This is a genomic window from Variovorax sp. RCC_210, from assembly GCF_041355175.1.
Lineage (GTDB): Bacteria > Pseudomonadota > Gammaproteobacteria > Burkholderiales > Burkholderiaceae_C > Variovorax.
In genome coordinates this window covers 605824-630869 of sequence record NZ_JBFUPJ010000001.1, presented here as the reverse complement: position 1 = coordinate 630869, position 25046 = coordinate 605824, and the positions used below count along the sequence as shown (strand labels likewise).

At 69.5% G+C, this 25046-nt stretch carries 18 protein-coding genes; 16 read left to right on the top strand and 2 right to left on the bottom strand.

Annotation, left to right across the window (positions count from 1 at the left end; genetic code table 11):
• Window positions 1-2 precede the first annotated feature (2 nt).
• The 13 genes from ribH (at window position 3) to AB6807_RS03015 (ending at window position 17750) form a co-directional block, all read left to right on the top strand.
• Window positions 3-467 (top strand): 6,7-dimethyl-8-ribityllumazine synthase, encoded by a 465-nt coding sequence (gene ribH / locus AB6807_RS03075; RefSeq protein ID WP_116908765.1) that lies wholly within the window; start codon window positions 3-5, stop codon window positions 465-467.
• Window positions 464-1009, top strand: coding sequence for a transcription antitermination factor NusB (gene nusB, locus AB6807_RS03070; protein WP_116908764.1), 546 nt, complete (start codon window positions 464-466; stop codon window positions 1007-1009). The genes ribH and nusB overlap by 4 nt, the downstream gene beginning before the upstream one ends.
• Complete coding sequence (locus tag AB6807_RS03065) at window positions 1006-2229, top strand: pyridoxal phosphate-dependent aminotransferase (RefSeq protein WP_371083455.1); 1224 nt, start codon at window positions 1006-1008, stop codon at window positions 2227-2229. Before nusB ends, AB6807_RS03065 begins: the two co-directional genes overlap by 4 nt.
• Window positions 2226-2684 (top strand): tol-pal system-associated acyl-CoA thioesterase, encoded by a 459-nt coding sequence (gene ybgC / locus AB6807_RS03060; RefSeq protein ID WP_116908762.1) that lies wholly within the window; start codon window positions 2226-2228, stop codon window positions 2682-2684. Before AB6807_RS03065 ends, ybgC begins: the two co-directional genes overlap by 4 nt.
• Window positions 2681-3403 (top strand): protein TolQ, encoded by a 723-nt coding sequence (tolQ, locus tag AB6807_RS03055; protein WP_116908761.1) that lies wholly within the window; start codon window positions 2681-2683, stop codon window positions 3401-3403. Before ybgC ends, tolQ begins: the two co-directional genes overlap by 4 nt.
• 15 nt (window positions 3404-3418) lie before the next feature.
• Window positions 3419-3856, top strand: coding sequence for a biopolymer transporter ExbD (locus AB6807_RS03050; protein WP_116908760.1), 438 nt, complete (start codon window positions 3419-3421; stop codon window positions 3854-3856).
• 3 nt (window positions 3857-3859) lie between these two features.
• A complete protein-coding gene (gene tolA, locus AB6807_RS03045) occupies window positions 3860-4879 on the top strand; it encodes a cell envelope integrity protein TolA (RefSeq protein ID WP_371083454.1) in 1020 nt (339 codons plus the stop codon).
• 86 nt (window positions 4880-4965) lie between these two features.
• Complete coding sequence (locus AB6807_RS03040; RefSeq protein ID WP_116908758.1) at window positions 4966-6696, top strand: penicillin-binding protein 2; 1731 nt, start codon at window positions 4966-4968, stop codon at window positions 6694-6696.
• Window positions 6697-6823: 127 nt separating this feature from the next.
• Entirely contained in the window at window positions 6824-7336 is a 513-nt protein-coding gene (locus tag AB6807_RS03035; RefSeq protein ID WP_371083453.1) for a sigma-70 family RNA polymerase sigma factor, read from the top strand.
• Window positions 7333-8358 (top strand): FecR domain-containing protein, encoded by a 1026-nt coding sequence (locus AB6807_RS03030; RefSeq protein WP_371083452.1) that lies wholly within the window; start codon window positions 7333-7335, stop codon window positions 8356-8358. The genes AB6807_RS03035 and AB6807_RS03030 overlap by 4 nt, the downstream gene beginning before the upstream one ends.
• 101 nt (window positions 8359-8459) lie before the next feature.
• Window positions 8460-11051, top strand: coding sequence for a TonB-dependent siderophore receptor (locus AB6807_RS03025; RefSeq protein ID WP_371083451.1), 2592 nt, complete (start codon window positions 8460-8462; stop codon window positions 11049-11051).
• A gap of 121 nt (window positions 11052-11172) precedes the next feature.
• Window positions 11173-12447 (top strand): SprT-like domain-containing protein, encoded by a 1275-nt coding sequence (locus tag AB6807_RS03020; protein ID WP_371083450.1) that lies wholly within the window; start codon window positions 11173-11175, stop codon window positions 12445-12447.
• Window positions 12444-17750 (top strand): AAA domain-containing protein, encoded by a 5307-nt coding sequence (locus AB6807_RS03015; RefSeq protein WP_371083449.1) that lies wholly within the window; start codon window positions 12444-12446, stop codon window positions 17748-17750. The genes AB6807_RS03020 and AB6807_RS03015 overlap by 4 nt, the downstream gene beginning before the upstream one ends.
• A gap of 16 nt (window positions 17751-17766) precedes the next feature.
• On the opposite strand, the gene AB6807_RS03010 is transcribed toward AB6807_RS03015, so the two are convergent.
• Window positions 17767-18132: a YgiW/YdeI family stress tolerance OB fold protein gene (locus tag AB6807_RS03010; RefSeq protein ID WP_116909091.1), complete on the bottom strand. Its 366-nt coding sequence runs from the start codon at window positions 18130-18132 to the stop codon at window positions 17767-17769.
• Between the two features lie 127 nt (window positions 18133-18259).
• Window positions 18260-21778: a DNA polymerase III subunit alpha gene (gene dnaE / locus AB6807_RS03005; protein ID WP_116908753.1), complete on the bottom strand. Its 3519-nt coding sequence runs from the start codon at window positions 21776-21778 to the stop codon at window positions 18260-18262.
• A 148-nt stretch (window positions 21779-21926) separates the two neighbouring features.
• On the opposite strand from dnaE, the gene AB6807_RS03000 reads away from it, so the two are divergent.
• The 3 genes from AB6807_RS03000 (at window position 21927) to AB6807_RS02990 (ending at window position 25000) form a co-directional block, all read left to right on the top strand.
• Window positions 21927-22718 carry a sulfurtransferase gene (locus AB6807_RS03000; RefSeq protein ID WP_371083448.1) on the top strand — a complete coding sequence of 264 codons (792 nt, stop codon included), beginning with the start codon at window positions 21927-21929 and terminating at the stop codon, window positions 22716-22718.
• Between the two features lie 13 nt (window positions 22719-22731).
• Complete coding sequence (locus AB6807_RS02995; RefSeq protein WP_116908751.1) at window positions 22732-23442, top strand: response regulator; 711 nt, start codon at window positions 22732-22734, stop codon at window positions 23440-23442.
• Window positions 23443-23530: 88 nt separating this feature from the next.
• Entirely contained in the window at window positions 23531-25000 is a 1470-nt protein-coding gene (locus AB6807_RS02990) for a sensor histidine kinase (protein ID WP_371084143.1), read from the top strand.
• Window positions 25001-25046: the final 46 nt, after the last annotated feature.

The following is a 25046-nucleotide window of genomic DNA, read 5'->3' as shown; positions in this document are numbered from 1 at the left end:
CCATGCAAGCTGCAAACAAGGGCGAGACCAAGCCGCTCAACGGAAAAGGGCTGCGCATCGGCATCGTGCAGGCGCGCTTCAACGCCGACATCACAGACGCGCTGGCGTCGGCCTGCCTGTCGGAGCTCGAGTCGCTGGGCGTGAGCGCCTCCGACATCCACCACCTGCAGGTGCCCGGCGCGCTCGAAGTGCCCATCGCCCTGCAGGCGCTGGCCGAGCGCGGCGGTTACCACGCGCTGGTGGCGCTGGGCTGCATCATTCGCGGCGAGACCTATCACTTCGAGCTGGTGGCCAACGAATCGGGCGCCAGCGTGAGCCGCGTTTCATTGGACTACAAGCTGCCCATCGCCAACGCGATCATCACCACCGAGAACCTCGAGCAAGCCGTTGCCCGGCAGACCGACAAGGGCCGCGACGCGGCCCGCGTGGCTGTCGAAATGGCGCAACTGCTGGCCACCCTTTCATGACCGAAGACACCTCCAAGCCCCTGAAGCCAGCCGGCACCAAGCCCCGACAGTCGCGCGTCGGCCTCACCAGCACCGGCGCGCGCAAGGCTTCGGCCAAGTCCAACCGCAGCCGCGCGCGCGAGTTCGCGCTGCAGGCGCTCTACCAGCACCTGGTGGGCCACAACGACCCGACCGACATCGACCATTTCACGCGCGACCTCGCCGGCTTCCACAAGGCCGACGCGCTGCACTACGACGCGCTGCTGCACGGCTCCATCGAAGGCGCCGAGCAGCTCGATGCGCTGATCCGCCCGCTGCTCGACCGCAAGTTCGAAGAGATCTCGCCCATCGAGCACGCCGTGATGTGGATCGGCGTGTATGAATTCCAGAACTGCCCCGACGTGCCCTGGCGCGTGGTGCTCAACGAATGCATCGAGCTGGCCAAGGAATTCGGCGGCACCGACGGCCACAAGTACGTGAACGCGGTGTTGAACGGCCTGGCCCCGCAGCTGCGTCCGCTCGAAGTGGAGGCCGACCGGGCTTCGGGGAAAGCGAAGGCATGAGGATCTCGACGCGCGCCCAGCGCATCGAGCCGTTCTACGTGATGGAAGTGGCCAAGGCGGCCGGTGCGCTGGCGCGGGAAGTCGCCCACACCGACCGGCCGATGATCTTCCTGAACATCGGCGAGCCCGACTTCACCGCCCCGCCCCTGGTGCAGGAAGCAGCCGCCCGCGCCGTGCGCGCAGGCGCCACGCAGTACACGCAGGCCACCGGCCTCGACCTCCTGCGCGAACGCATCAGCGCCTGGTACCGCCAGCGCTTCAACGTCGATGTGCCGGCGCGCCGCATCGTGGTCACGGCCGGCGCATCGGCGGCCCTGCAGCTGGCCTGCCTGGCGCTGATCGAATCGGGCGACGAAATCCTCATGCCCGACCCCAGCTACCCGTGCAACCGTCACTTCGTGAGCGCGGCGGACGGCAAGGCCGTGCTGGTGCCCACCACGGCCGAAGAGCGCTTCCAGCTCACGGCCGACAAGGTGAAGGCGGCGTGGACCGACAAGACGCGCGGCGTGCTGCTGGCCTCGCCGTCGAACCCGACGGGCACCTCGATCGCGCCCGCCGAGCTGCGCCGCATCCACGAAGTGGTGTCGCAGCGCGGCGGCATCACGCTGATCGACGAGATCTACCTGGGCCTGTCTTACGACGACGCCTTCGGGCAGACGGCACTGGCCATCGACGACAACGTCATCAGCATCAACAGCTTCAGCAAGTACTTCAACATGACCGGCTGGCGCCTCGGCTGGCTGGTGGTGCCCGAGGCGCTGGTGCCGGTGACCGAGCGCCTGGCGCAGAACCTCTTCATCTGCGCAAGCACGGTGTCGCAGTACGCGGCGCTCGCCTGCTTCGAAGACGCCAGCATCGCGGAATACGAACGCCGTCGCGCAGAGTTCAAGGCGCGCCGCGACTGGTTCATTCCGCAGCTCAACGCGCTGGGCCTGAACGTGCCGGTGATGCCCGACGGCGCCTTCTACGCCTGGGCCGACTGCACCGGCTTTGCCGAAAAGCTCGGCATCGCAGGAAGCTGGGACTTCGCCTTCGAGACCATGAAGCGCGCGCACGTCGCCATCACGCCGGGCCGCGACTTCGGCACGGCCGAGACAGCGAAGTTCGTGCGCTTTTCCACCGCCAGCTCGATGGCGCACCTGCAGGAAGCCATCGAGCGGCTGCGCGTCATGGCGAACCAGGCGGACCAGACGAACCAGGCAGGCCACAAGGCGCAATGAGCTACGCGTTCGCCATCCGCGTCTACTGGGAAGACACCGACGCCGGCGGCATCGTGTTCTACGCCAACTACCTGAAGTTCATGGAGCGCGCCCGCACCGAGTGGCTGCGCTCCCTGGGCATCGAACAGCGCAAGCTGCGCGAGGACACAGGCGGCCAGTTCGTGGTGAGCGAAACCCAGCTCAAGTACCACCGGCCCTCGCGGCTGGACGACGAACTGCTGGTTACAGCCGATCTCCAACAATTGGGCACCGCGTCGTTGATAATCGGTCAGCGCGTGCTATCAAAAACAGAGCAAGAGCGAACAGGGGCCGCGGCACCTGTCTTGCTGTGCGAAGGCACGATCCGCATCGGCTGGGTGGATGCCGCCACACTGCGTCCCGCACGCATACCGAAGCAAGTCACGGGAACCCTCGAGCGCTACAGCGGCTCCATGACACAACCTATCAAGCCATGAACCAAGATCTCTCCATCATCAATCTCCTGCTCCACGCGAGCTTCGTGGTGCAGCTGGTCGTGCTGCTGCTCGTGATCGTCTCGATTGCCAGCTGGGCCGCCATCATCCGCAAATACTTCGCGCTGCGGCGCATGCGCGCGCTGAACGACGACTTCGAGCGCGAGTTCTGGTCGGGCACCAGCCTGAACGAGCTGTTTGCCTCGGCCGCGCAGAACGCCAAGTTCGCCGGCCCCATGGAGCGCATCTTCGCCTCGGGCATGCGCGAGTATCAAAAGCTGCGCGAACGCCATGTGAGCGACGCCCCCACCCTGCTCGACGGTGCCCGCCGCGCCATGCGCGCGAGCTTCCAGCGCGAGCTGGACGCGGCCGAGCAGAACCTGTCGTTCCTGGCCACCGTGGGCTCGGTGTCGCCGTACGTGGGCCTGTTCGGCACGGTCTGGGGGATCATGCATGCCTTCACCGGCCTGGCCGCCCTCACGCAGGTGACGCTGGCCACCGTGGCCCCCGGCATCGCCGAGGCGCTGGTGGCCACGGCCATCGGCCTGTTCGCCGCCATTCCGGCGGTGGTGGGCTACAACCGCTTCGCCCGCGAGATCGACAAGATCGCCATTGCCCTGGAGACCTACATCGAGGAGTTCTCCAACATCCTGCAGCGCAACCTCTCGGCCAACCCGAACGCGGGCGGCGCCGCGTCGTCGGTTTCGCCGGCCAACCGCTGAGCGGAGGCGCAACGCATGCCCGCCGTTTCTTCCCGGGGCCGTGGACGCCGGACGATCAACGAGATCAACATGGTCCCGTTCATCGACGTGATGCTGGTGCTGCTGATCATCTTCATGGTCACCGCGCCGCTCATCACGCCGAGCGTGATCAACCTGCCCACGGTCGACCGCGCCAACAAGCAGCCCGACAAGCCCATCGAGATCGTCATCAAGAGCGACGACGAGGTGCAGATCAAGAAGGACCCGTCCACCGGCACCGGCGGCACGTCGATCCCCATGACGCAGATCGGCGCCGCGGCCAAGCAGGCCCAGGGCGGCGACAACGACCGCCCGGTGGTCATCAGCGCCGACAAGTCGGTGAAGTACGAGACCGTCGTGAAGGCCATGAACCAGCTCAAGCGCAGCGGCGTGGAGCGCGTGGGCCTGTCGGTGACGACCACGGGCGGCAAATAAGGCATGTCGCTCGCACTGGATCGCCCCGAGTTCGCGCCGCCGCCGCAGCGCGGCACGCCGCGTGCCGTCGTGCTGGCCCTCATCGCGCACGGCTTGCTGATTGCCGCGCTCACCTGGGGCGTGCGCTGGAAGAGCGAGGCCGACGAAGGCGCCGTCGATGCGGAGTTGTGGTCGTCCACGGTGCAGCAGGCCGCGCCGCGGCTGCAGGCACCGCAGGCGCCTACCCCCGTTCCCACCCCGCCGCCGCCCGTGCCCGCACCCGTGCCGCCCACACCGGCGCCCACGCCCGCGCCGCCGCCTCCACCGCCGCCCCCGGTGGCGAAGGCGCCAGAGCCCGCGCCCGCACCGAAGGCCCCTGACATCGCCCTGGAGCGTGAGAAGAAGCTCAAGGAGCAGAAGGAACAGAAAGAGCGCGAGCTCGAAAAGCAGCAACAGCAAAAGAAGAAAGAGCTCGAGGCCAGGCAGCGCGCCGAGGACGAGGCCGAGAAAAAGCAGGCCCAGCTGAAAGAGCAACAGAAGGAGCAGCAGAAGAAGCTCGCCGACCAGAAGAAGCAACAAGAGGCCGAGGCCAAGCAGGCTGAAGCGAAGAAAGCTGCGGACGCAAAGCAGGCCGAAGCCAAGAAGGCCGAGGCCGCTACCAAGCAGGCTGCTGCCGACCGCGCCGCCACGCTCAAGCGCATGCAGGGCATGGCGGGGGCGAGCGGTGCAGACGACTCAAAGGGCAACGCATTGCGCTCCTCCGGCCCCTCAGGGGGATATGGCGCCAAGGTAAACGGAGCGGTTCGCCCTAACGTCGTGTACCCCGATGCGGAACTTGTTAGCGGGAACCCAGGCGCTGAATTTGATGTTCGTTTGGCGCCCGATGGCACCATCGTCGGGACACCCACCCTGACCAAGTCCAGCGGCTTGCCGACCTGGGACGAAGCTGCACTGCGTGCATTGCAGAAGACAGAAAAGCTGCCGCGCGACATCGATGGCACAGTGCCTCCTCGCTTGATCATCACGCTGCGTCCCAAGCGCTGATTTTCGCGCGTGCCTAACGCGCAGCTAAGAAAACGGCCCCGTTCCGGGTGACTTGCACGTCACCCGGAACTCGATAATCGGGGCTCATGAATCCCACCGGCCGCATCCGCTACGGCAGCAGTCCACTGCTCGCCAGCCCCACCCCCGTGTGGCGCAGCAAGTTCATCGTGGCCAGCATCGCCTTCGGCTTCACGCTGCTGGCGGCCCGCGCGGCCTACGTGCAGATCTTCAACAACGACTTCTTCCAGCACCAGGGCGAGGTGCGCTACCAGCGCACGCTGGAGCTGCCGGCCAACCGCGGGCGCATCCTCGACCGCAACGGGTTGATCCTGGCGTCGGACATGCCCGCGCCCAGCATCTGGGCCATTCCGGAAGACATCGAGCGCGACGACCCGGCCACGCAAGACAAGCTCAGGCAGGCCGCCAAGCTGCTCGGCATGCCGCTGAAGGACATCGACAAGAAGCTCGAGGACGAGGACAAGAGCTTTGTGTGGCTCAAGCGCCAGGTCGACGAGCCCGTCGCCAAGCAGGTGGCCGCGCTCGGCATCAAGGGCGTGTACCTGCGGCGCGACTACCGGCGCCAGTACCCCGAGGGCGAGGCCGCGGCCCACCTGGCCGGCTTCACCAACGTGGAAGACATCGGCCAGGAAGGCGTGGAGCTGGCCTTCAACAAGGAGCTGGCCGGCAAGTCGGGCTCGCGCCATGTGCTGAAAGACCGGCTGGGCCACATCGTGGAAGACACCGAGGACCAGGTGCCGCCCACCCCGGGCCACGACATCCAGCTGAGCATCGACGACCGCGTGCAGTTCGTGGCCTACGAGAAGATCCGCGACGCCGTGGTCGCCAACAAGGCGCGCGCGGGCAGCGTGGTGGTGGTCGATGCGCAGACGGGCGAGCTGCTGGCCATGGCCAACTACCCGAGCTACGACCCCAACGACCGCCACGCCCTCACCGGCGAGCAGCTGCGCAACCGCGCCATGACCGACGTGTTCGAGCCCGGCTCGACCATGAAGCCCATCACCGTGGCCACCGCGCTGCAGCTGGGCCGCGTCACGCCCAACACCATCATCGACACCAACCCGGGGCGCATCACCGTGTCGGGCGCGACCATCCACGACGACGAGAACTTCGGCGTGCTCACGGTGCAGGGCGTGATCCAGAAGTCGAGCAACGTGGGCGCCACCAAGATCTCGCAGCGCATGTCGGCGCAGGAAATGTGGAACTCGCTCACCGCCGTGGGCATCGGCCAGAAGCCGCAGACGCCGTTCCCGGGCGCGGTCACCGGGCGGCTGCGGCCGTGGAAATCGTGGCGGCCGATCGAGCAGGCCACCATGTCGTACGGCTACGGGCTGTCGGCCTCGCTGTTCCAGATCGCGCACGCGTACACCGCCTTCGCGCACGACGGCGAGGTGATTCCGGTGAGCCTGCTGAAGAACACCGGCGAGGAGCCTGCCGGCATGCGGGTGTTCTCGCCGCTGGTGGCCAGCGAGGTGCGCCAGATGATGCACCTGGCCGCCGCGCCCGGCGGTACCGCGCCGCTGGCGCAGACGCAGGGCTACTCGGTGGGCGGCAAGACCGGCACGGCGCACAAGCAGGTCGGCAAGGGCTACGCGAGCAACAAGTACCGCGCCTGGTACACGGGCATGTCGCCCATCGACAAGCCGCGCATCATCGTCGCGGTGATGGTCGACGAGCCCGGCGCGGGCAAGTACTTCGGCGGCCTGGTGGCCGCGCCGGTGTTCAGCCAGGTGGTGCAGCAGACGCTGCGCATCCTGAACGTGGTGCCGGACCTGGCGGTGGCGCCGATGGCGCATTGAGGCTGTCGCCCTGAGCCTGCGCATCTGACCGGCTCCGGCCTGGCGCTGTCAGTCGAAAGTGGCTGGAATGCACACGCGTGGATAGAATGCGAACTATTCTCATCTTCTCGCATTCCGCCGCAGCCCCGTGTCAGCACTCCCGCTTCCGTCCGAGCCGGCATCCATCGATGCGATCTACCGCGAACACCACGGCTGGCTGCTAGGCTGGTTCCGCCGCCGGCTGGGTGGTGCGTCGTGCGCGGCCGACCTGGCCCACGACACCTTCGTGCGGCTCATGGTCTCGCGCGATTCGCCGATGCTGAAAGAGCCCCGCGCGTTCCTGCGCACGCTGGCGCACGGCGTGGTGGTGAACCACTGGCGCCGCCTGGACATCGAGCGGGCCTGGCTCGAAGCGGTGGCCGTGCTGCCCGAGCCGCTCGCGCCCTCCCCCGAAGAACGCCTGCTGGCGCTCGAGACGCTGTGCCGCATCGACGCCATGCTCGACCGCCTCAACCCCAAGGCGCGCACCGCCTTCCTGCTGTCGCAGCTCGACGGGCTGGGCTACGCCGAGATCGCCGCGCAGCTGAAGGTGTCGCAGCGCATGGTCAAGAAATACATGGCGCAGGCCATGCTGCAATGCCTGCTGCTGACGAATTCATGAGGGGCCTGGCCCTCCCCGCCGCCGAGGCCACGCAGCTGCCGGCCTTCGAAGACCTGCAGCAAGCCGCCGAATGGTTCGCCGTGCTGCAGGCCGGCGCCGTGAGCGAGGCCGACCGCCGGCGCTGGCAGTCGTGGCTCGATGCCGGTCCGCGCCAGCGCGCGGCATGGCGTCGCGTGGAAAGCATCTCGGGCGAGTTCAGCGGCCTTGCCGGCGTGGCCAGCCTGCCGGCGCGCCGGGTGCTCGAGCGCGGCGGCGCCGCCGCCAACCGCCGGCGCTCCGTGCTGCGCGCCCTGGCGCTGGTGCCTGTCGCGGGCCTCACGGGCTGGCTGGCTTCGCGCCACGTGCCCTGGCACGGCTGGGTGGCCGCGCACCGCACGGAGACCGGCGAGCGCCGCGAAATCGTGCTGGCCGACGGCAGCCGGTTGTGGCTCAACACCGGCACCGCGCTCGACGTCGATTTCTCGCCCCGCCTGCGCCGCATCGTGCTCTACAAGGGCGAGGTGCTGGTCACGAGCGGCCCGGACGATGCCAACCCCTCGAGCAGCCATCGCCCGCTCGTCGTCGACGTGCCCCAGGGCCGGCTGACCGCGCTGGGCACGCGCTTTGCCGTGCGCCATGAAGACGATGACGCAGTGCGCCTCGCTGTGCTGGAAGGCGCCATCGAGTCGCGTCCCGCCAGCGGCGATTCGCTCACGCTGGTGGCCGGCCAGCAGACGCGCCTTTTCTCCGACCACGTCGAGCCGCCCGAACCCGCGGCGGGCTACGGCGACGACTGGACCCGCGGCATGCTCGTGGCCGACGGCATGCGGCTGGGCGACTTCATCGCCGAGCTGGGCCGCTACCGCACCGGCTACCTGGGCTGCGCGCCCGAGGTGGCCGACCTGCGGCTCGTGGGTGCCTATCCCCTGGCCGACACCGAGCGCATTCTGTCGGCGCTGCAGGCCACGCTGCCGGTGCGCGTGCGCCGGCCACTGCCGTGGTGGACGGTGGTCGAGGCGAAGCCGCACGCGGCTGCACGCTGATTCGAAAAAAATTTCTGAAAAACCCAGGCGCGCAGGTTCCCTTTTCGCGGCGTCGGTTGGCAACACAGGTACCAACCCTTTCTTCTTGCCCGAAAGCCGCCATGCCCGCGCCCCTGCCGAACCGTTCTCCTTCCAGCCTTTTCAGCCCTTCCAGCCCTGCCCGCCTCCGCCCGCGCACCACGCGCCAGCTCGCGCGCGCCCTGCGCGGCGCCATGGCCGTGCTCCCCGTGGCCGCCGCGGTGCAGGCGCTGCCCGCCATGGCCCAGGCGCAAGCCCAGGCCCAGGCGCAAGCCCAGACGCAAGCCCAGGCCACCGCCCGCGACTACGCCATTCCCGCCGGCCCGCTCGGCACGGTGCTGAGCCAGTTCGCCAGCCAGGCCGGCATCCTGCTGTCGAGCGACGCCGCATTGACCTCGGGCCTGAACGGCTCCGGCATTCGCGGCCGCTTCACCGTCGACGAGGGCTTTGCCGTCGCGCTGGCCGGCACCGGTTTGCAGGCCGTGCGTGGCGCGGGCAACGTCTATGCGCTGCAGCGCGGCGCCACCTCCGAGACCCTGTCCGAAGTGCGCGTGACGGGCCAGCGCGCGGGCTCGCTCGCGCCGGTCACCGTCACCGCCAGCGCCGAGGAAGAAAGCGGCAAGGGCCCCGGCAAGGGCTTTGTCGCTCAGCGCAGCACCGGCGGCACCAAGACCGACACCCCGCTGCTGGAAACGCCGCAGTCCGTGTCGGTGGTCACGCGCGACCAGATGGACTCGCAGGGCGCCACCACGCTGGTCGAAAGCCTGCGCTACACGCCCGGCATCGTCGCGCAGTACGGCAACACCGACCTGCGGCTGGACTGGCTCACGCTGCGCGGCTTCACGCCGCCGGCGCGCTACCTCGACAACCTGCGCCTGCCCTTCGGCGCGCGCGGCTACTCGCAGCCGCGCATCGAGCCCTGGGGGCTGGAACGGGTCGAGGTGGTGAAGGGCCCGTCGTCGGTGCTCTACGGCCAGTCGACGCCCGGTGGCCTGGTGAACATGGTCAGCAAGCGCCCGACGCTGGAAACCGTGCGACAGGTCGAGGTGCAGCTCGGCAGCCACAACCGCCGCCAGACCGCCTTCGACTTCGGCGGCGCGATCGACGACGAGGGCGTGTGGAGCTACCGCCTGGTCGGCCTGCACCGCGAGGCCGACACGTCGTACGACTACGTGTCGGAGAAGAAGAGCTACTTCGCGCCCTCGCTCACCTTCCGCCCCTCCGACGCCACCCGCATCACGCTGCTGGCCCACTGGCAGACGCTCGACTCCCCCGGCGGCGGCGGCGCGCCCGCGCTGCCTTCGGCAGGCACGCTGGACACCAGCCGCTACGCCGCGCTGCCCACGCGCGCCTTCGTCGGCGAGCCGGGCTACGACCGCTTCAACAACCGCCAGCACTTCGTCGGCTACGAGGCCGAGCACAAGCTGGACGACACCTTCACGCTGCGCCAGAACCTGCGCTACGGCAAGGTCGATGCGTACACGCAGCGCGTGCAGGCCTTCTGCCTGGCGGCATGCAACCCCTCGTCGCTGCTGCGCTATGCGTGGGCCTTTCCCGAGACCGCGAAGCTGCTCACGGTCGACACCCAGGTGCAGGCCGATTTCCACACCGGCCCCGTGCGCCACACGGCATTGGTGGGCGTGGACTACTCCGACGAGAAGTCGGCGTTCGACGAGACCAACCTGCGCATCATCACCACGCCCTTCAACGCCTACCTGCCGGTGTACGGGCGCGACAGCGGCCAGGTGCCCTCGGTGGCCACGCACATCGACCAGCAGCGCCGCCAGACCGGCTTCTACCTGCAGGACCAGATGCACTGGGACCGCTGGAGCCTGGTGCTCGCCGGGCGCACCGACCGCGCCATCACCGACACCCGCACGCTGACCATGGCGCCGCTGCGCCTGGCCAACGCCGACCAGCGCGACGGCAAGTTCACCGGCCGCGCCGCGCTGATGTACAGCTTCGACAACGGCGTGGTGCCGTACGTGAGCTACTCCACCTCGTTCCAGCCCGCCGCCGGAACCGACCGGCAGGGCAACGTGTTCCAGCCGACCACCGGCAGGCAGACCGAGGTCGGCGTGAAGTACCAGCCGGTGGGCTCCAGGGCGCTGCTGACCGCGGCCGCCTACGAGCTCACGCAGCAGAACGTGCTCACGCCCGACCCGCTGAGCCGCGCCTTCAGCGAGCAGACCGGCGAGGTGCGCGTGCGCGGCCTCGAGCTCGAAGCGCGCGGCCAGGTGCTCAGGGGCCTGGACGCCATCGCCTCCTACGCCTACACCGACAGCCGCGTGACGCGCGCCAACCCGAACGCGGCGGGCGTCAGCATCCGCGGCAACCGCTTCGCGTACGTGCCGCAGCGCCAGGCCGCCTTCTGGCTGGAGTACGCCTTCCAGAACGAGGCGCTGGCCGGCCTCACGGTGGGCGGCGGCGTGCGCCACACCAGCGCCACCTACGGCGACAACGCGAACCTGTTTCGCATTCCGGGCGTGACGCTGTTCGACGCCGCCGTGCGCTGGGACCTGGGCCGGCAGTCGCCCGCGCTGAAGGGCGTGCGGCTCGCGCTGAACGTGGCCAACGTGTCCGACAAGACCTATGTGGCCACCTGCCTGTCGTCCACCGGCTGCTACTACGGGGAGCGGCGCAGCGTGTACTTCACGGCGGGCTACAGCTGGTAGGGACGAGGCACCTGGAGTGACTTGGCGAGTCATTCGGCAGGCGCTCGGCAGGGCGTGCGCCCGCTCGCGGGGGCCGCTCGTTTAGGATCGTCGGCCACCCACCGACAACGGCGCTCCCGACATGGTCGACACCTCCCTTGCCACCGACGCCACCCCTGCCGTCCGCCTCGAAGACCTGACCCCGCTGCCCTACCAGCAGGCCCTGGCCGCGCACCTGCAGGCACAGGAGCCCGAGGTCTGGCAATGGGCCGCCTCCGCGCAGGCGCGCGAGCAGCACGCCGCGGCGGTGCGCACCGAGCTGCTGCGCAACTCTTATCGGCTCGACGCAGCCGCGCACCCCGACCTGCACGCCCATGCGCAGCTCGCGGCGCAGCGCCTGGGGGTCACCGCGGGCATCACGCTGTACCAGGCCGGCGACGGCGCGATGAACGCGGCCATCCATTGCGTGCCGGGCGAGGCGCACATCGTGCTCTCGGGCCCCTTGCTGGAGCGGCTCCAGGGCCCCGAGCTGCAGGCCGTGCTCGGCCACGAACTGGCGCACTACCTGCTGTGGGCGATCGACGGCGGCAAGTACCACGTGGTCGACCGCCTGCTGCACGCCACCGCGAGCGACCCGCGCGCCGACGCCAGCCACCTGCAGGCGGCGCGGCGCTTCGCCCTCTACACCGAGGCCTTCGCCGACCGCGGCGCCTGCGTGGCCTGCGGCGCGCTGGAGCCCGCGGTGAGCGCGCTCATCAAGATCGAGACCGGGCTTACGCAGGTCAACGTGGCGAGCTACCTGGCGCAGGCCGAGGAGATCTGCGTCGACCCGACCGCCCGCAACACGCAGACCCGCGGCACCAGCCACCCCGAGGTGTTCGTGCGCGCCCGCGCCCTGCGCCTGTGGACCGAGCGCCAGCACGACGCGCAGGACTGGCTCGCCACCGCGCTCGAAGGCCCGCTGGCGCTGGACACGCTCGACATGCTCGGCCAGCAGCGCGTGAGCGCCGTCACGCGCGCCACCATCGCGCAGTTGCTGCAGCGGCCCTTCCTGCAGTCGGAACCGCTGCTGGCGCATGCGCGCCGCTTCTTCCCCGACTTCGCGCCGGCCCGATCTCCCACGTCGCTCACCTCTCCTGTGCCGGCGCTGCCGCCACCCGAGCCCGTGCCCGCCGGCCTGCACGACTACCTGGCCAGCGTGCTGGTCGACTTCGTCGCGGCCGACCCCGAGCTCGACGACCTTGCGCTCGCCGCCGCGCTCGGCCTGGCCGATGCCCTGGGCTGCGCCGAGCCTTTCGAGCAGCGCGTGCTCAAGGACCTGCGCTTTCCCAAGCGCAGCCTCGCACGCGTGAAGCGCGACGCCGCCGCCCTGCTCGACAAGGCTGCCACCGAACACACCAAGGCCGCCGCCGCATGACCAACGTCACCCCCAACGTCACCCACAACGTCACAGCCACCGCCACCGCTCCCCTGCTGCAGCTGCTGGACACCGCCGACGTCCACGGCGGCCTGCAGACCGACGACGTGCTCAAGCTCGTGCTGCCGCTGCTGCGCGAGGTCTCCGCATTGCACGAGCAAGGCAAGGTCGCCGCGCTCGGCAATGTCTTCGCGTACCGCGTGACCGAGGCGCCCGCAGCACCGGCACTCGCCCTTGCCGACCCCGAAGGCGCCGAGCCGCGCCGCCACCCCGAGGCCATCGCGCCGCTGGAGCAACCCGTCGCCTCCGTGCTGCGCGTGGTGGGCGAGCAGCGCGTGACCATCGACGCCGATGCGAGCGTCGCGGTCGAGAACCTCGCGGTGATGGCAGACGCCACGCCCGACACCGTGCCCACGCGCCCCGTCTACCTGCCCGGCTACACCGCGTGGGAGCTGCGCCTGGGCCACCACGACGCGCTCGGCGACATCCTGTGCCTGGGCCAGGTGCTGGCCAGCCTGTCGTGCGGGCTGGACTTCACGCTCGGCGACGAACTCGCCCGCTTCGCCGCGCACCGCGGCAACCTGTTCGAGCTGAACCGCCGCCTGCACCCGGTGGTGGCCGCCGTGGTCTTCGAGATGACCGCGCTCGACCGCCACGAGCGCGCGCGCGACCTGCCCTCGGTGATCCGCCGGCTCGAAACCTACCGCGACCAGCCGCTGGACCTGAACTTCGGCCTGGGCTTGGGTATCGGGCACGTCGCCCCCGCGAAGGACGGCGCCAGCCAGCGCCGCCAGGCCATCCAGCTGCACCTGCGCGACCGGCTGTTCGACCTGTCGCGCCGCAACCGCCTGCTGTACTTCAAGCCGACGCAGGCGCACGTGAACCTCACCATCGCCAGCGTGCCGCTGGTGGTGGACATGCACAGCATCCGCGTCGACCAGCTCTGCGTGTGGGACGGCCGCTTTGCCGCCGACATCGCCAGCTGCGACCCGGTGCCGCTCGCGCGCTGGCTGCGCTTCGAAGACCAGCCCTACCTGCCGGGCGCACTCGACCGCATCCTTCAGGAAGCGCGGCGCGACCGGGCCGAATACGGCCTGTCGCAGCTGTCGCTGGTCATCGCGTTCCTGCGCTGGCACAACCTGAAGGAAGGCGCGCCCGGCGGGCCCGAGCAGGCCGAGCGCATCGCTTCGCCGCTGCTGATGCTGCCGGTCGAGCTCACGCGCAAGAAGGGCGTGCGCGACCAGTACCTGCTCGAAGCCGCCACCAGCGAGGCACAGGTCAACCCCACGTTGCGCCACCACCTGCGCCAGCTGTACGGCATCGTGCTGCCCGAGACGGTGGACCTGCGCGAGACCCCCATCGAGCAGTTCCATGCGCAGATCGCGGCGCAGATCGCGCAGAGCGAACCGGGCGTGCAGTTGCGGCTGGTGAAGCAGCCCGAGATCGCGGTCATTCACCAACGCGCGCGCCAGCGGCTGGAGCAGTTCAAGCGCCGCACGCGAGTGCGCACGCCGTCCGCCGTGCCGGTGGCCGCGCAGGACTTCAGCTACGCGCAGGACGACTTCCGCCCGCTCGGGCTGCAGCTCTTTCATGCGCGCGTGCGCCCGGTGCCCTTGCCGCTGCGCGACGCCGTCGGCGCGCCGCCGCAACCGCGCGCGCCGCAAATGACGGGCACCGCGACCGCGGAAGAAACCGAGCGCACCACGCTCGCGCTGCGCGAGAGCAGCGGCAACCCCTACCAGTGGGACATCGACCTCACCGCCGTGACGCTGGGCAACTTCAACCACCGCAAGATGTCGCTGGTGCGCGACTACTCGGGCCTGGCCGAAAGCGAACTCGCGAGCGAGGCCTTCGACCGCGTGTTCTCGCTGCAGCCGCGCCAGGTCGATGCCGAGGCGCCCCCCGCGCTGCCGCTGGCCGCGCAGTGGCCGGTGGTGCAGGGAGACGCCACGCAAACGGCCGCCGTGGCGCTGGCGCGCACGGGCACCAGCTACATCATCCAGGGGCCGCCGGGCACGGGCAAGTCGCAGACCATCACCAACCTGATTGCCGACTACGTGGGCCGCGGCCAGCGCGTGCTGTTCGTCTGCGAGAAGCGCGCCGCCATCGACGTGGTGTTCCACCGCCTGCGCCAGCAGGGGCTGGACGAGCTGTGCTGCATGATCCACGACTCGCAGGGCGACAAGAAGTCCTTCATGCAGAACCTGCGCAAGACCTACGAGCAATGGCTGGAAGCGCCCGAAGCGCTGACGCAGGAATCGGCCGAGCGCACCCGGGTGCTCGATGCCATGGCGCTCGACCTGCAGGCGCTGGAGCGCTTCGACGCCGCCATGCGCGACGTGCCCGCGCACATCGCGGTCACGCTGCGCGAACTGGTCGCGCGGCTCATTGCGCTGAAGGCGCACGACCCCGCGCTCACGCCGCTGCAGGCCGAGGCGCTGCCCACCTATTCAGCCTGGCGCCAGCATGCGGAGCTGGTGTCGCGGCTGCATCTGGCCGTGACCGAAAGCCTGGGCGCGCCCAGCCTCGCGCAGCATGTGTTCGCGCAGCTTGCGCCTGCGCTGCTGAAGCAGGAGAAGCCGCTTGCGCGGCTGGTCGAGCTGAGCGAACGCGCCACCGAGCTGAGTGGTGTTTGCCGCGACGCGCTGGCCGATGCATGGCCGCCGCTGGCCGGCGACAAGGTGCTGTGGCGCGACGCACTGGCCGTGGTGGCCGACGCGCGCCGCGTCGCCTCGCTGGCGGCACGCGGCCAGCTGGCCCTGCTCGACGGCACGCACCCGAGCAGCGTGGCGCTCGGCAATGCACTGGCGCAACGCCGCAGCCTGCAGCAGGCGCTGGACGACACGCTGCAGCGCACCGCCCACTGGCGCGACAAGCTCTCGCCCGGCGACACCGAGGCCGGCCTCGCGCAGGCCCGCGCGCAGCAAGGCTCGCTGCTGCGCTGGCTGCAGCCGTCGTGGTGGCGCCTGTCGGGCGAGCTCAAGCGCCGCTACGACTTCGCGGCGCATGCCGTGCGCCCGCAGCCCAGCCAGCTGCTGGAAGACCTGCTGGCCGAGCACAGCGCCCGCGCCGCGCTGCAGAAGCAGGCCGCGCAGATCGAGGCCGACTACGGCTGCACCGACGCCGAGGCCTTCGCGCAGCAACTGCAGGCGATGCGCCACGCAGACGACAGCACCAGCCTGCGCGCCGGGTTCCAGGTGCACCTGCGCACCGACGCCACGGGCGCTGCCGGCAAGACCGTCGAGAAGCTCGCCGCGGCCGGCGCGCGCACCGACACGCTCGACGCCCTGTGGCACCAGCTGCTGCACGACGCCGGCGCGCAGCCCTTGAACGCCCTCGAGGCCCTGGCGCGTACGCTGCGCGACCAGGCAGACGCCCTGCCCTCCGTGCTGGTGCCGCTGCAGGAACTGGCCGATGCCGACGCCGCCGTTTCCACCGCGCTGCGCACCCTGGCGCTGCCGCCCGACGCCATCGAGTTCGCCGTGGCGCGCGAAGGGCTGGAGCGCGTGTACCGCGCCGAGCGCTGGCTGCCGCGCTTCGACGGCGCCGTGCTCGCGCGCCATGCGCAGCGCCTGGGCGACGCCGAGCGCCTGCTGCTGGCGCACAACGCACGCACGCTGGCCGCCGCGGTGCGCCAGCGCTTTCGCGACCATGTGCAGAAAAGCGCCCTGCCCGCCAGCCAGCTCGACGCCGACGGCAAGCTCTTCAAGAAGAGCTACAACGCCGGGCGCCGCGAGCTGGAGCACGAGTTCGGCAAGACCATGCGCTACAAGGCGATTCGCGAACTGGCCAGCGGCGACACCGGCCGCGTGGTGCGCGACATGAAACCCATCTGGCTCATGAGCCCGCTGTCGGTGTCCGACACGCTGCCGCTGGCGGCCGACCTGTTCGACGTGGTCATCTTCGACGAGGCCAGCCAGATTCCCGTGGAAGAAGCCGTGCCCGCGCTGTACCGCGCGCCGCAGATCATCGTGGTGGGCGACGAGATGCAGCTGCCGCCGACCAGCTTCTTCTCGTCGAGCCGCGACGCGGAAGACGACACGATCTCCGTGAGCGGAGACGATAGCGAGGACAGCGAGGACAGCGAAAGCGGCGAACGGGGCGACCGCATCGCCGTGGTGCTCGACGCCGACAGCCTGCTCAACCAGGGCGCGCGCAACCTGCCGGCCACGCTGCTCGCCTGGCACTACCGCAGCCGCTACGAGTCGCTCATCGGCTTCTCGAACGCGGCCTTCTACGCGGGCAACCTGTACACCATTCCGGACCGCAGCCTGCCCGCGCCCGAGCGCGGCGAGATCGTGGTGCAGTCGCGCAACCCGACCGACGAATCGGTGAAGGCGCATGCCGACGCGCTGCTCTCGCGCGCCATCAGCTTCCACCGCGTGAGCGACGCGGTGTACGAGAACCGCGTGAACGACGGCGAGGCGCGCCACATCGCACAGCTGGTGCGCGAGCTGCTGAAGCGCGAGACCGGGCGCAGCCTGGGCATCGTGGCTTTCTCCGAAGCGCAGCAAGGCGAGATCGAGGACGAGCTGAACGCGCTCGGCGCCACCGACCCCGACTTCGCGGCCCGCCTCGAGGCCGAGTACGTGCGCGAGGAAGACGACCAGTTCTGCGGCCTCTTCATCAAGAACCTGGAGAACGTGCAGGGCGACGAGCGCGACATCATCATCCTGAGCATCTGCTACGGCCACAACCCCGAAGGCCGCATGCTGATGAACTTCGGCCCCATCAACCAGCGCGGCGGCGAGAAGCGGCTGAACGTGATCTTCAGCCGCGCCAGGCACCACATGGCGGTGGTCTCGACCATTCGCCACGAGGCGATCACCAACGACCACAACGAGGGCGCGGCGGCGCTGAAGAACTTCCTGCGCTACGCGGAGTGCCTGTCGCGCGGCGACGCCGAGACGGCGCGGCGCGTGCTCGAGGGCATGAACCCGCTCACGCGCGGCGCGGGCACGGCGGCAGGTCGGTCGCGTCATGCGCACGCTGACGACGTCGCGTCGCAGATCGCGCAGGCACTGCGCGCGCGCGGCCACGCGGTGGACGAACAGGTGGGCCAGTCGCGCTTTCGCTGCGACCTGGCGGTGCGCGTGGAGGGCAACGGCCACTATGCGCTGGGCGTGCTGGTGGACACCGCCACCCACTACGAGAACCGCAACGTGCTGGAGCGCTACGTGTCGCGCCCGCGCATCCTGGACGCCTTCGGCTGGCAGGTGATGCAGGTGCTGGCCAAGGACTGGCTGCATGCGCCTGAAGCGGTGCTCGAGCAGATCGAGCAGGCGCTCAAGAAGGCGCTCTGAAAACGAAAGGCCGGCGTCAGCGGACGACGCTGAGCCGCTTCACGTCGAGCTCGGCCTTGCCCACGAGGTCCTTGTCGAACTCGCCCGAGACCTCGACGCGCACCTTGTCGTCGATCTTCACGCCGGGCGGAAAGTGCTTGGCGTCGATCTCCACCTTCATGCGGCCGGTGTCGTCGGCAAAGGTGTAGTGCTCGCCGCCGTCGTGCGAGACGATGAAGCCGCGCAGCGTGGCGTGCTGGTCGTCCTTGCCGGTGTCCAGCAGCTGCTTGACGGTCATGGCGGGCACCGAGCTGGGGCCGACGTACTGGGCCGAGGCCGCGAGCGGCAGGGCCAGCACCGTGGCCAGGCCCAGCGCGCAAACGAGTGACGGTTTTTTCTTCATGGCGAGTTCCTCCTTGAACTGCAGGGGTTGCAATGCGGGAGGAATCGTAGCCAGCGCCCCAATGGGCCCACGCCGGCGAAGCACATGGGAAGTACTTGGGAGGTACTCGGGAAGTACCCGGGCCCGATCAGTCGTAGACGATCAGCGCCTTGCCCGCTTCCGCCTGCGCGGTCCAGCTGGCCAGCGCCGCGTCGGTCGGGAAGAACTTGGCGCGCTCGCCCAGTTGCAGCTCGACCTGCGCACCCGCGCGCGCCATCGACAGGCGCACCGGCAGGCCCTGCACCAGGTCGCCCACCTCGGTCTGCTCGGTGCGCGGCGGAAAGGCCTTCAGCAGCCGCGCGATGTCGGGCGCCTTGCCGTTCACTGCCACGCGCAGGAACTTGCCGAAGCGGCAGCGCGCCGTGGCCAGGTCCCACACCTGCTGCACCTGGAAGCGCGCCTCGAAGCCGCCGCGCGCGGGCTGCAGCCGGCCGCTGACGATGACCAGCTCGTCGTCCTTCAGCGTGTTGCGGTTGGCGTTGATGAGCGCCTCGTCGGCGGTGGCGTCGATGGACTCCGACTTGTCGTCGAGCTTGAAGATCGCCAGCCGGCCGCGCTGGCCGTTGATGACGCGAAAGTCGCTCACGATGCCCGCGATGACCTGCTGGTCGCGGCTGTCGAGCAGGTCGCCGATTTCGCGCTTGCAGAAGCGGCGCACCTCGTGCGACACCTCGTCGAACAGGTGGCCCGACAGGTAGAAGCCCACGGCCGTCTTCTCGAGCGTGAGCCGCTCCTTCACGCCCCAGGGCGTGGCGTCGACCAGGTCGGGTTCGGCGGTGGCCGAGCCGTGCTCGGCGTCGCCGAAGATGTCGACCTGCGCGGCATTGGCCGCGGTGGCGTTGGCGAACTCGAAGGCGCGGTCGACCGAGGCGATCAGCGAGGCGCGGTTCTGCTGGATGGCGTCGAACGCGCCGGCCTTGATCAGCGCCTCGACCGTGCGCTTGTTGATGCGCTGGCGGTCGATGCGCACGCAGAAGTCGAACAGGCTCTTGAACGGGCCGCCCTCTTCGCGCGCGCGCACCACGGCTTCCACCGCGAGCTGGCCCGTGCCCTTCACGGCGCCCAGGCCGTAGCGGATCACCTTGTCGGTGACGGGCTCGAAACGGTAGTTGCCACGGTTGACGTCCGGCGGCTCGAAGGTGATGCCGAAGTTTTTCTGGGCGTCTTCGAACAGCAGCTTCAGCTTGTCCGTGTCGTCCATTTCCACGGTCATGTTGGCGCAGAAGAACTCGGCCGTGTAGTGGACCTTGAGCCAGCCCGTGTGGTACGCCAGCAGCGAGTACGCGGCGGCGTGCGACTTGTTGAAGCCGTAGCCCGCGAACTTCTCCATCAAGTCGAAGATCTCGTCGGCCTTGTCCTGCGGAATGCCGTGCGTGGCCAGTGCGCCCGCGCGGAATTTCTCGCGGTGCTCGGCCATTTCCTCGAGCTTTTTCTTGCCCATGGCGCGGCGCAGCAAGTCGGCGCCGCCGAGCGAGTAGCCGCCCAGGATCTGCGCGGTCTGCATCACCTGCTCCTGGTAGACCATGATCCCGTAGGTCTCGGAGAGCATCTCGGCCACGGCCGGGTGCGGGTACTCCACGTCTTCGCGGCCGTGCTTGCGCGCCACGAAGCTGGGAATCAGGTCCATCGGGCCGGGGCGGTACAGCGCGTTCAGCGCGATCAGGTCTTCCAGCCGCGTGGGGCGCGCGTCTTTCAGCATGCCCTGCATGCCGCGGGATTCGAACTGGAACACGGCCTCGGTCTTGCCGTCGGAGAACAGGCGGTAGGTGGCCGCGTCCTTCAGCGGAATGTTCTCGAAGGCGAAGTTCTCCTGGCCCTTGTGGCGCTTCATGATGAACTCGCGCGCAATCTCCAGGATCGTGAGCGTGGCCAGGCCCAGAAAGTCGAACTTCACCAGGCCGATGGCCTCCACGTCGTCCTTGTCGTACTGGCTCACGGCCGATTCGCTGCCGGGCTGCTGGTACAGCGGGCAGAAGTCGGTGAGCTTGCCCGGCGCAATGAGCACGCCCCCGGCGTGCATGCCGATGTTGCGGGTCATGCCTTCGAGCTTTTGCGCGAGCTCGACCAGCATGCGCACTTCTTCTTCCTTCTCGATGCGCTCCGCGAGCTGCGGCTCCATCTCGATGGCGTAGTTGTTCTTGTCGCCCTCGATCTTCTTCTCGGGCGGGTACTGCAGCGTGACCGACATGCCGGGCTTGTTCGGAATCAGCTTGCTGATGCCGTCGCAGAACATGTAGCTCATGTCCAGCACGCGGCCCACGTCGCGGATGGCCGCGCGCGCGGCCATGGTGCCGAAGGTGGCGATCTGGCTCACGGCGTTGCGGCCGTACTTGTCCTTCACGTAGTCGATCACGCGGTCGCGGTTGCCCTGGCAGAAGTCGATGTCGAAGTCGGGCATCGAGACGCGTTCGGGGTTCAGGAAACGCTCGAACAGCAGCTTGTATTCGAGCGGGTCCAGGTCGGTGATCTTCAGCGCGTAGGCCACCAGCGAGCCAGCACCCGAGCCCCGGCCCGGGCCCACCGGGCAGCCGTTTTCCTTGGCCCACTTGATGAAGTCGCCCACGATCAGGAAGTAGCCCGGGAACCCCATGTTCAGGATGGTGTTGATCTCGAACTCGAGCCGCTCCACGTAGCGCGGCCGTTCGGCGTCGCGCTTGGCCGCGTCGGGGTACAGGTGCGCCAGGCGCACCTCGAGGCCCTCGAACGACTCCTGGCGGAAGAAGTCGCCGATCGGCATGCGCACGCCTTCGGCGATGAAGGGCGTCGGAAAGTCGGGCAGTTGCGGCTTGCCCAGAACCAGCGTGAGGTTGCAGCGCTTGGCGATCTCGACCGTGTTGGCCAGCGCGCTAGGCACGTCGGCGAACAGCGCCTGCATCTCGGCGGTCGACTTGAAGTACTGCTCGTCGGTGAACCTGCGCACGCGGCGCGGGTTGCCGAGAATCTCGCCCTCGGAAATGCACACGCGCGCCTCGTGCGCCTCGTAGTCTTCGCGGGCGGCGAACTGCACCGGGTGCGTGGCGACCACCGGCAGCTTCAGGCGGGCCGCGAGCTTCACGGCGGCAATGACGTGCGGCTCGTCTTCAGGACGGCCGGCGCGTTGCAGCTCGATGTAGAAGCGGTGCGGGAACATGCCGGCCAGGCGCAGCGCCAGTTCGGCCGCGCGTTCGTCCTGGCCCTGCAGCAAGGGCTGGCCCAGCGGCCCGGCCTGCGCGCCCGACAAGGCGATCATGCCGCCCGAGAGTTCCTCGAGCCAGTCGAGCTTGCAGGCCGCCTGCGACTGGCCCCGGCTCACGTTCTGCGTCCAGGCGCGCGCCAGCAGCTCGGACAGGTTCAGGTAGCCCTCGGTGCTTTGCACCAGCAGCACGATGCGGGTCAGCGCGCCGGGCTCCTTGCCCAGGCCGTCCACGAACACTTCGGCGCCGATGACGGGCTTGACGCCCTTGCCGCGCCCCTGCTTGTAGAACTTGAGCGCCCCGAACAGGTTGTTCAGGTCGGTGATGGCCAGCGCGGGCTGGTTGTCGGAGGCGGCGGCCTTGACGGCTTCGTCGATGCGGTTGGTACCGTCGACGACGGAAAACTCGGTGTGAAGGCGCAGGTGAACAAACATGGCCTCATTGTAGAAAGCACCGCCTCCACCATGTGGGTTGACGATCGAAACTTCAGCCCCCCGGCTTGCCGCTTCGTGTGCTTCGCCACCCCCCAAGGGGGAGGCTCGGCGGCTTGGGGCGGCCCGGCGCCGCCTAGAATCGCCCCCCGTGCAAGAGATTTTGAATATCGCTGCCTACAAGTTCGTAGGCATAGACGACAGCCCCGTGCTGCGTGAAGACCTGCGCGCCCGCGCCCAGGCCCTGGACCTCATGGGCACCATCCTGCTGGCGCCCGAGGGAATCAACCTGTTCCTGGCCGGCTCGGCCGACGGCGTTCGGGCCTTTCTGGCCCATTTGCGCGCCGATGCGCGCTTTGCCGACCTGGAAGCCAAGGAAAGCTGGTCGGCCACGCAGCCGTTTCGCCGCATGCTGGTGAAGCTCAAGCGCGAGATCATCCGCATGGACCACCCCGCCATCCAGCCCGCCGCCGGCCGCGCGCCCGGCGTGGACGCGCCCACGCTCAAGCGCTGGCTCGACCAGGGCCACGACGACGAGGGCCGCGAAATTGCGCTGCTGGACACGCGCAACGACTTCGAGGTCGACGAAGGCAGCTTCGACGGCGCCATCGACTGGCGCATCACCAAGTTCACCGAATTCCCGCCCGCGCTCAAGGCGCACCGCGCCGACTTCGCGGGCAAGACGGTGGTGAGCTTCTGCACCGGCGGCATCCGCTGCGAAAAAGCCGCCATCCTGATGCGCGAAGAAGGCGTGGAAAACGTGCTGCAGCTCGAAGGCGGCATCCTGAAATACTTCGAACAGGTCGGCGGCGCGCACTACCACGGCGACTGCTTCGTGTTCGACGGCCGGCGCGCCCTGGCGCCCGACCTGAGCGCGCGCGCGGCCGATGCCAGCGCGCGTGCCGCGGAAGACACCGAACTCACCCTCGGCCTGAAGAAATAACCGGCAGCCTCCCATGCGCATCCTCCTGGTGGAAGACGAACTGGACATGGCCTCGTGGCTGATCCGGGCGTTGACCCAGAGCGGCTTCGTGGCCGACCACGCGCCCGACGCGCGCACCGCCGAGGCCTTCATGGCCGGCACCGAATACGACGCCATCGTGCTCGACCTGCGCCTGCCCGACAAGCACGGACTGAGCGTGCTGGCCGACATGCGCAACGCCGACGACCGCACGCCGGTGCTGATCCTCACCGCGCAGGGCGCGCTGCAGGACCGGGTGCGCGGGCTGAACCTGGGCGCCGACGATTTCCTGACCAAGCCCTTCGAGCTGGTCGAGCTGGAGGCGCGCCTGTCGGCGCTGGTGCGGCGCAGCCGCGGCAAGCAGCACCCGCGCCTGCAGTGCGCCTCGCTCTCGTACGACAGCGAAAGCCACGCCTTCACGCTGCGCGGCACGCTGCTGTCGCTCACGCCGCGCGAGCAGGCCGCGCTCACCGCGCTGCTCATGCGCAGCGGCTCGCCGGTGGGCAAGTCGCAGCTGTTCGCCAAGGTGTTCACCAACGACAGCACCGCGGGGCCCGACGCCATCGAGGTGGTGCTGCACCGGCTGCGGCGCAAGCTGGCCGACAGCGACGTGCGCATCGTGACCGTGCGCGGCCTGGGCTACATGCTCGAGAGCATTGCCGATGGATCTTCAGCGCCCGCCGCCGACCTCGCCGACACCGACTGAGGCCTCGGTGCCTGGCGTGGCCGCCACGGCGGCCGAACCCCAGCGCTTCGGCATCCGCGCGCGCCTGCTCGCGCTGTTGCTGCCGGGCATGGTCGCGCTGCTGGCGCTGGACAGCTGGAACGACTACCGCGCCCTCACGGACTCGCTGGTGGTCGCCTACGACCAGAGCCTGCTGGAGCCCGTGCAGGCTCTGGCCAACGGCATCGTGGTGGCCAGCGACGGCAGCGTGCGGGTGCAGGAGCCGTTCTCGATCCAGGCGATGTTCGAGTCCACGCACTTGCGCTACAAGTACCTGCACGTGGGCGTGCAGCGCATTCCCAAGGGCGAGACGCTGGACGTGAATTCGCCCGAGACCACGCTGATGGGCGTGCCCGGCCTGCCCCGCCCGCCCGAGCCGCTGCGAGCAGCCCAACCCGACGGCACGCCGGTGTTCTACGACGCGGTGCACGAGCAGCACCCGGTGCGCGTGGCCGCGCTGCGCCAGACGGTGTTCGACAACGTGCACCCCGGCGTGTCGTACAGCGTGCTCATCCAGGCCGCCGAAGGCACCGGCCCGCGCACCGAGGCGCAGGCCGAGTCGCTGCGCCAGGAGCTGCTGCGCGACACGCGCATGGTGCTCGTGATGGCGCTGCTGGTGTGGCTGGGCGTGGCCTGGACGCTGCGCCCGCTGGACCGCCTGCGCCGCTCGCTGCGCGAGCGCTCGCGCGACGACCTGAAGCCGCTGGACGCCGGCGGCGTGCCGCAGGAGGTGGCGCCGCTGGTCGATGCGGTGAACCACCACATCGCGAGCCACCGGCGCATGGTGGCCGAGCAGTCGCAGTTCCTGGCCGATGCCTCGCACCAGCTGCGCACGCCGCTGAGCATCCTGTCGATCCAGGCCGGCTACGCGGTGCGCGAGACCGACCCTGCGCGCATGCGTGAGTCGCTGCACGCCATCGTGGCGCAGCTGTCGCGCACGCGCCGGCTGAGCGAGCAGCTGCTCGCGCTGGCCCACGCCACCACCGAGGACGAGGTGGCGCCCGCCGCGCCCGCGGTGGTCGACCTGAACGCCATTGCGCGCGGCGTGGTGCTGCAGTACCTGCCGCTGGCGCACGAGAACGACCAGGACCTGGGCTGGGTCGACGCGCGCGGCCTCGCGGACGAAGGCGGCGGCGAAGGCCATGACGACGACGATGCGCTCGTGCTGCCAGTGAAGGCCAACGCCGCCGAGCTGCACGAGGTGCTCGCCAACCTCGTGCACAACGCCATCAAGTACACGCCGCGCGGCGGCAACATCACGGTGACCGTGCGGCGCGATGGCGCGCAGGCGCTGGCCGAGGTGTGCGACAGCGGCCCGGGCATTCCGCCCGAGCGACGCGAGAGCGTGTTCGAGCGCTTTCACCGCGACCCCGCCACGGGCAACGGTTCCGCGCAGGGCGCGGGCCTGGGCCTGACCATCGCGCGCGGCTATGCGCGGCGCAATGCGGGCGACATCGCGCTCGACAGCGCGGGCACGCCGGAGCGTGCGAACGGCGGCGGTTTGCGCGCCACGTTGCGATTGCCCTTGCACGTCGCGTAAGCCGACCACCGCTGCGCTCCGCTCGAGCGACATCGCAGCCCCGTTT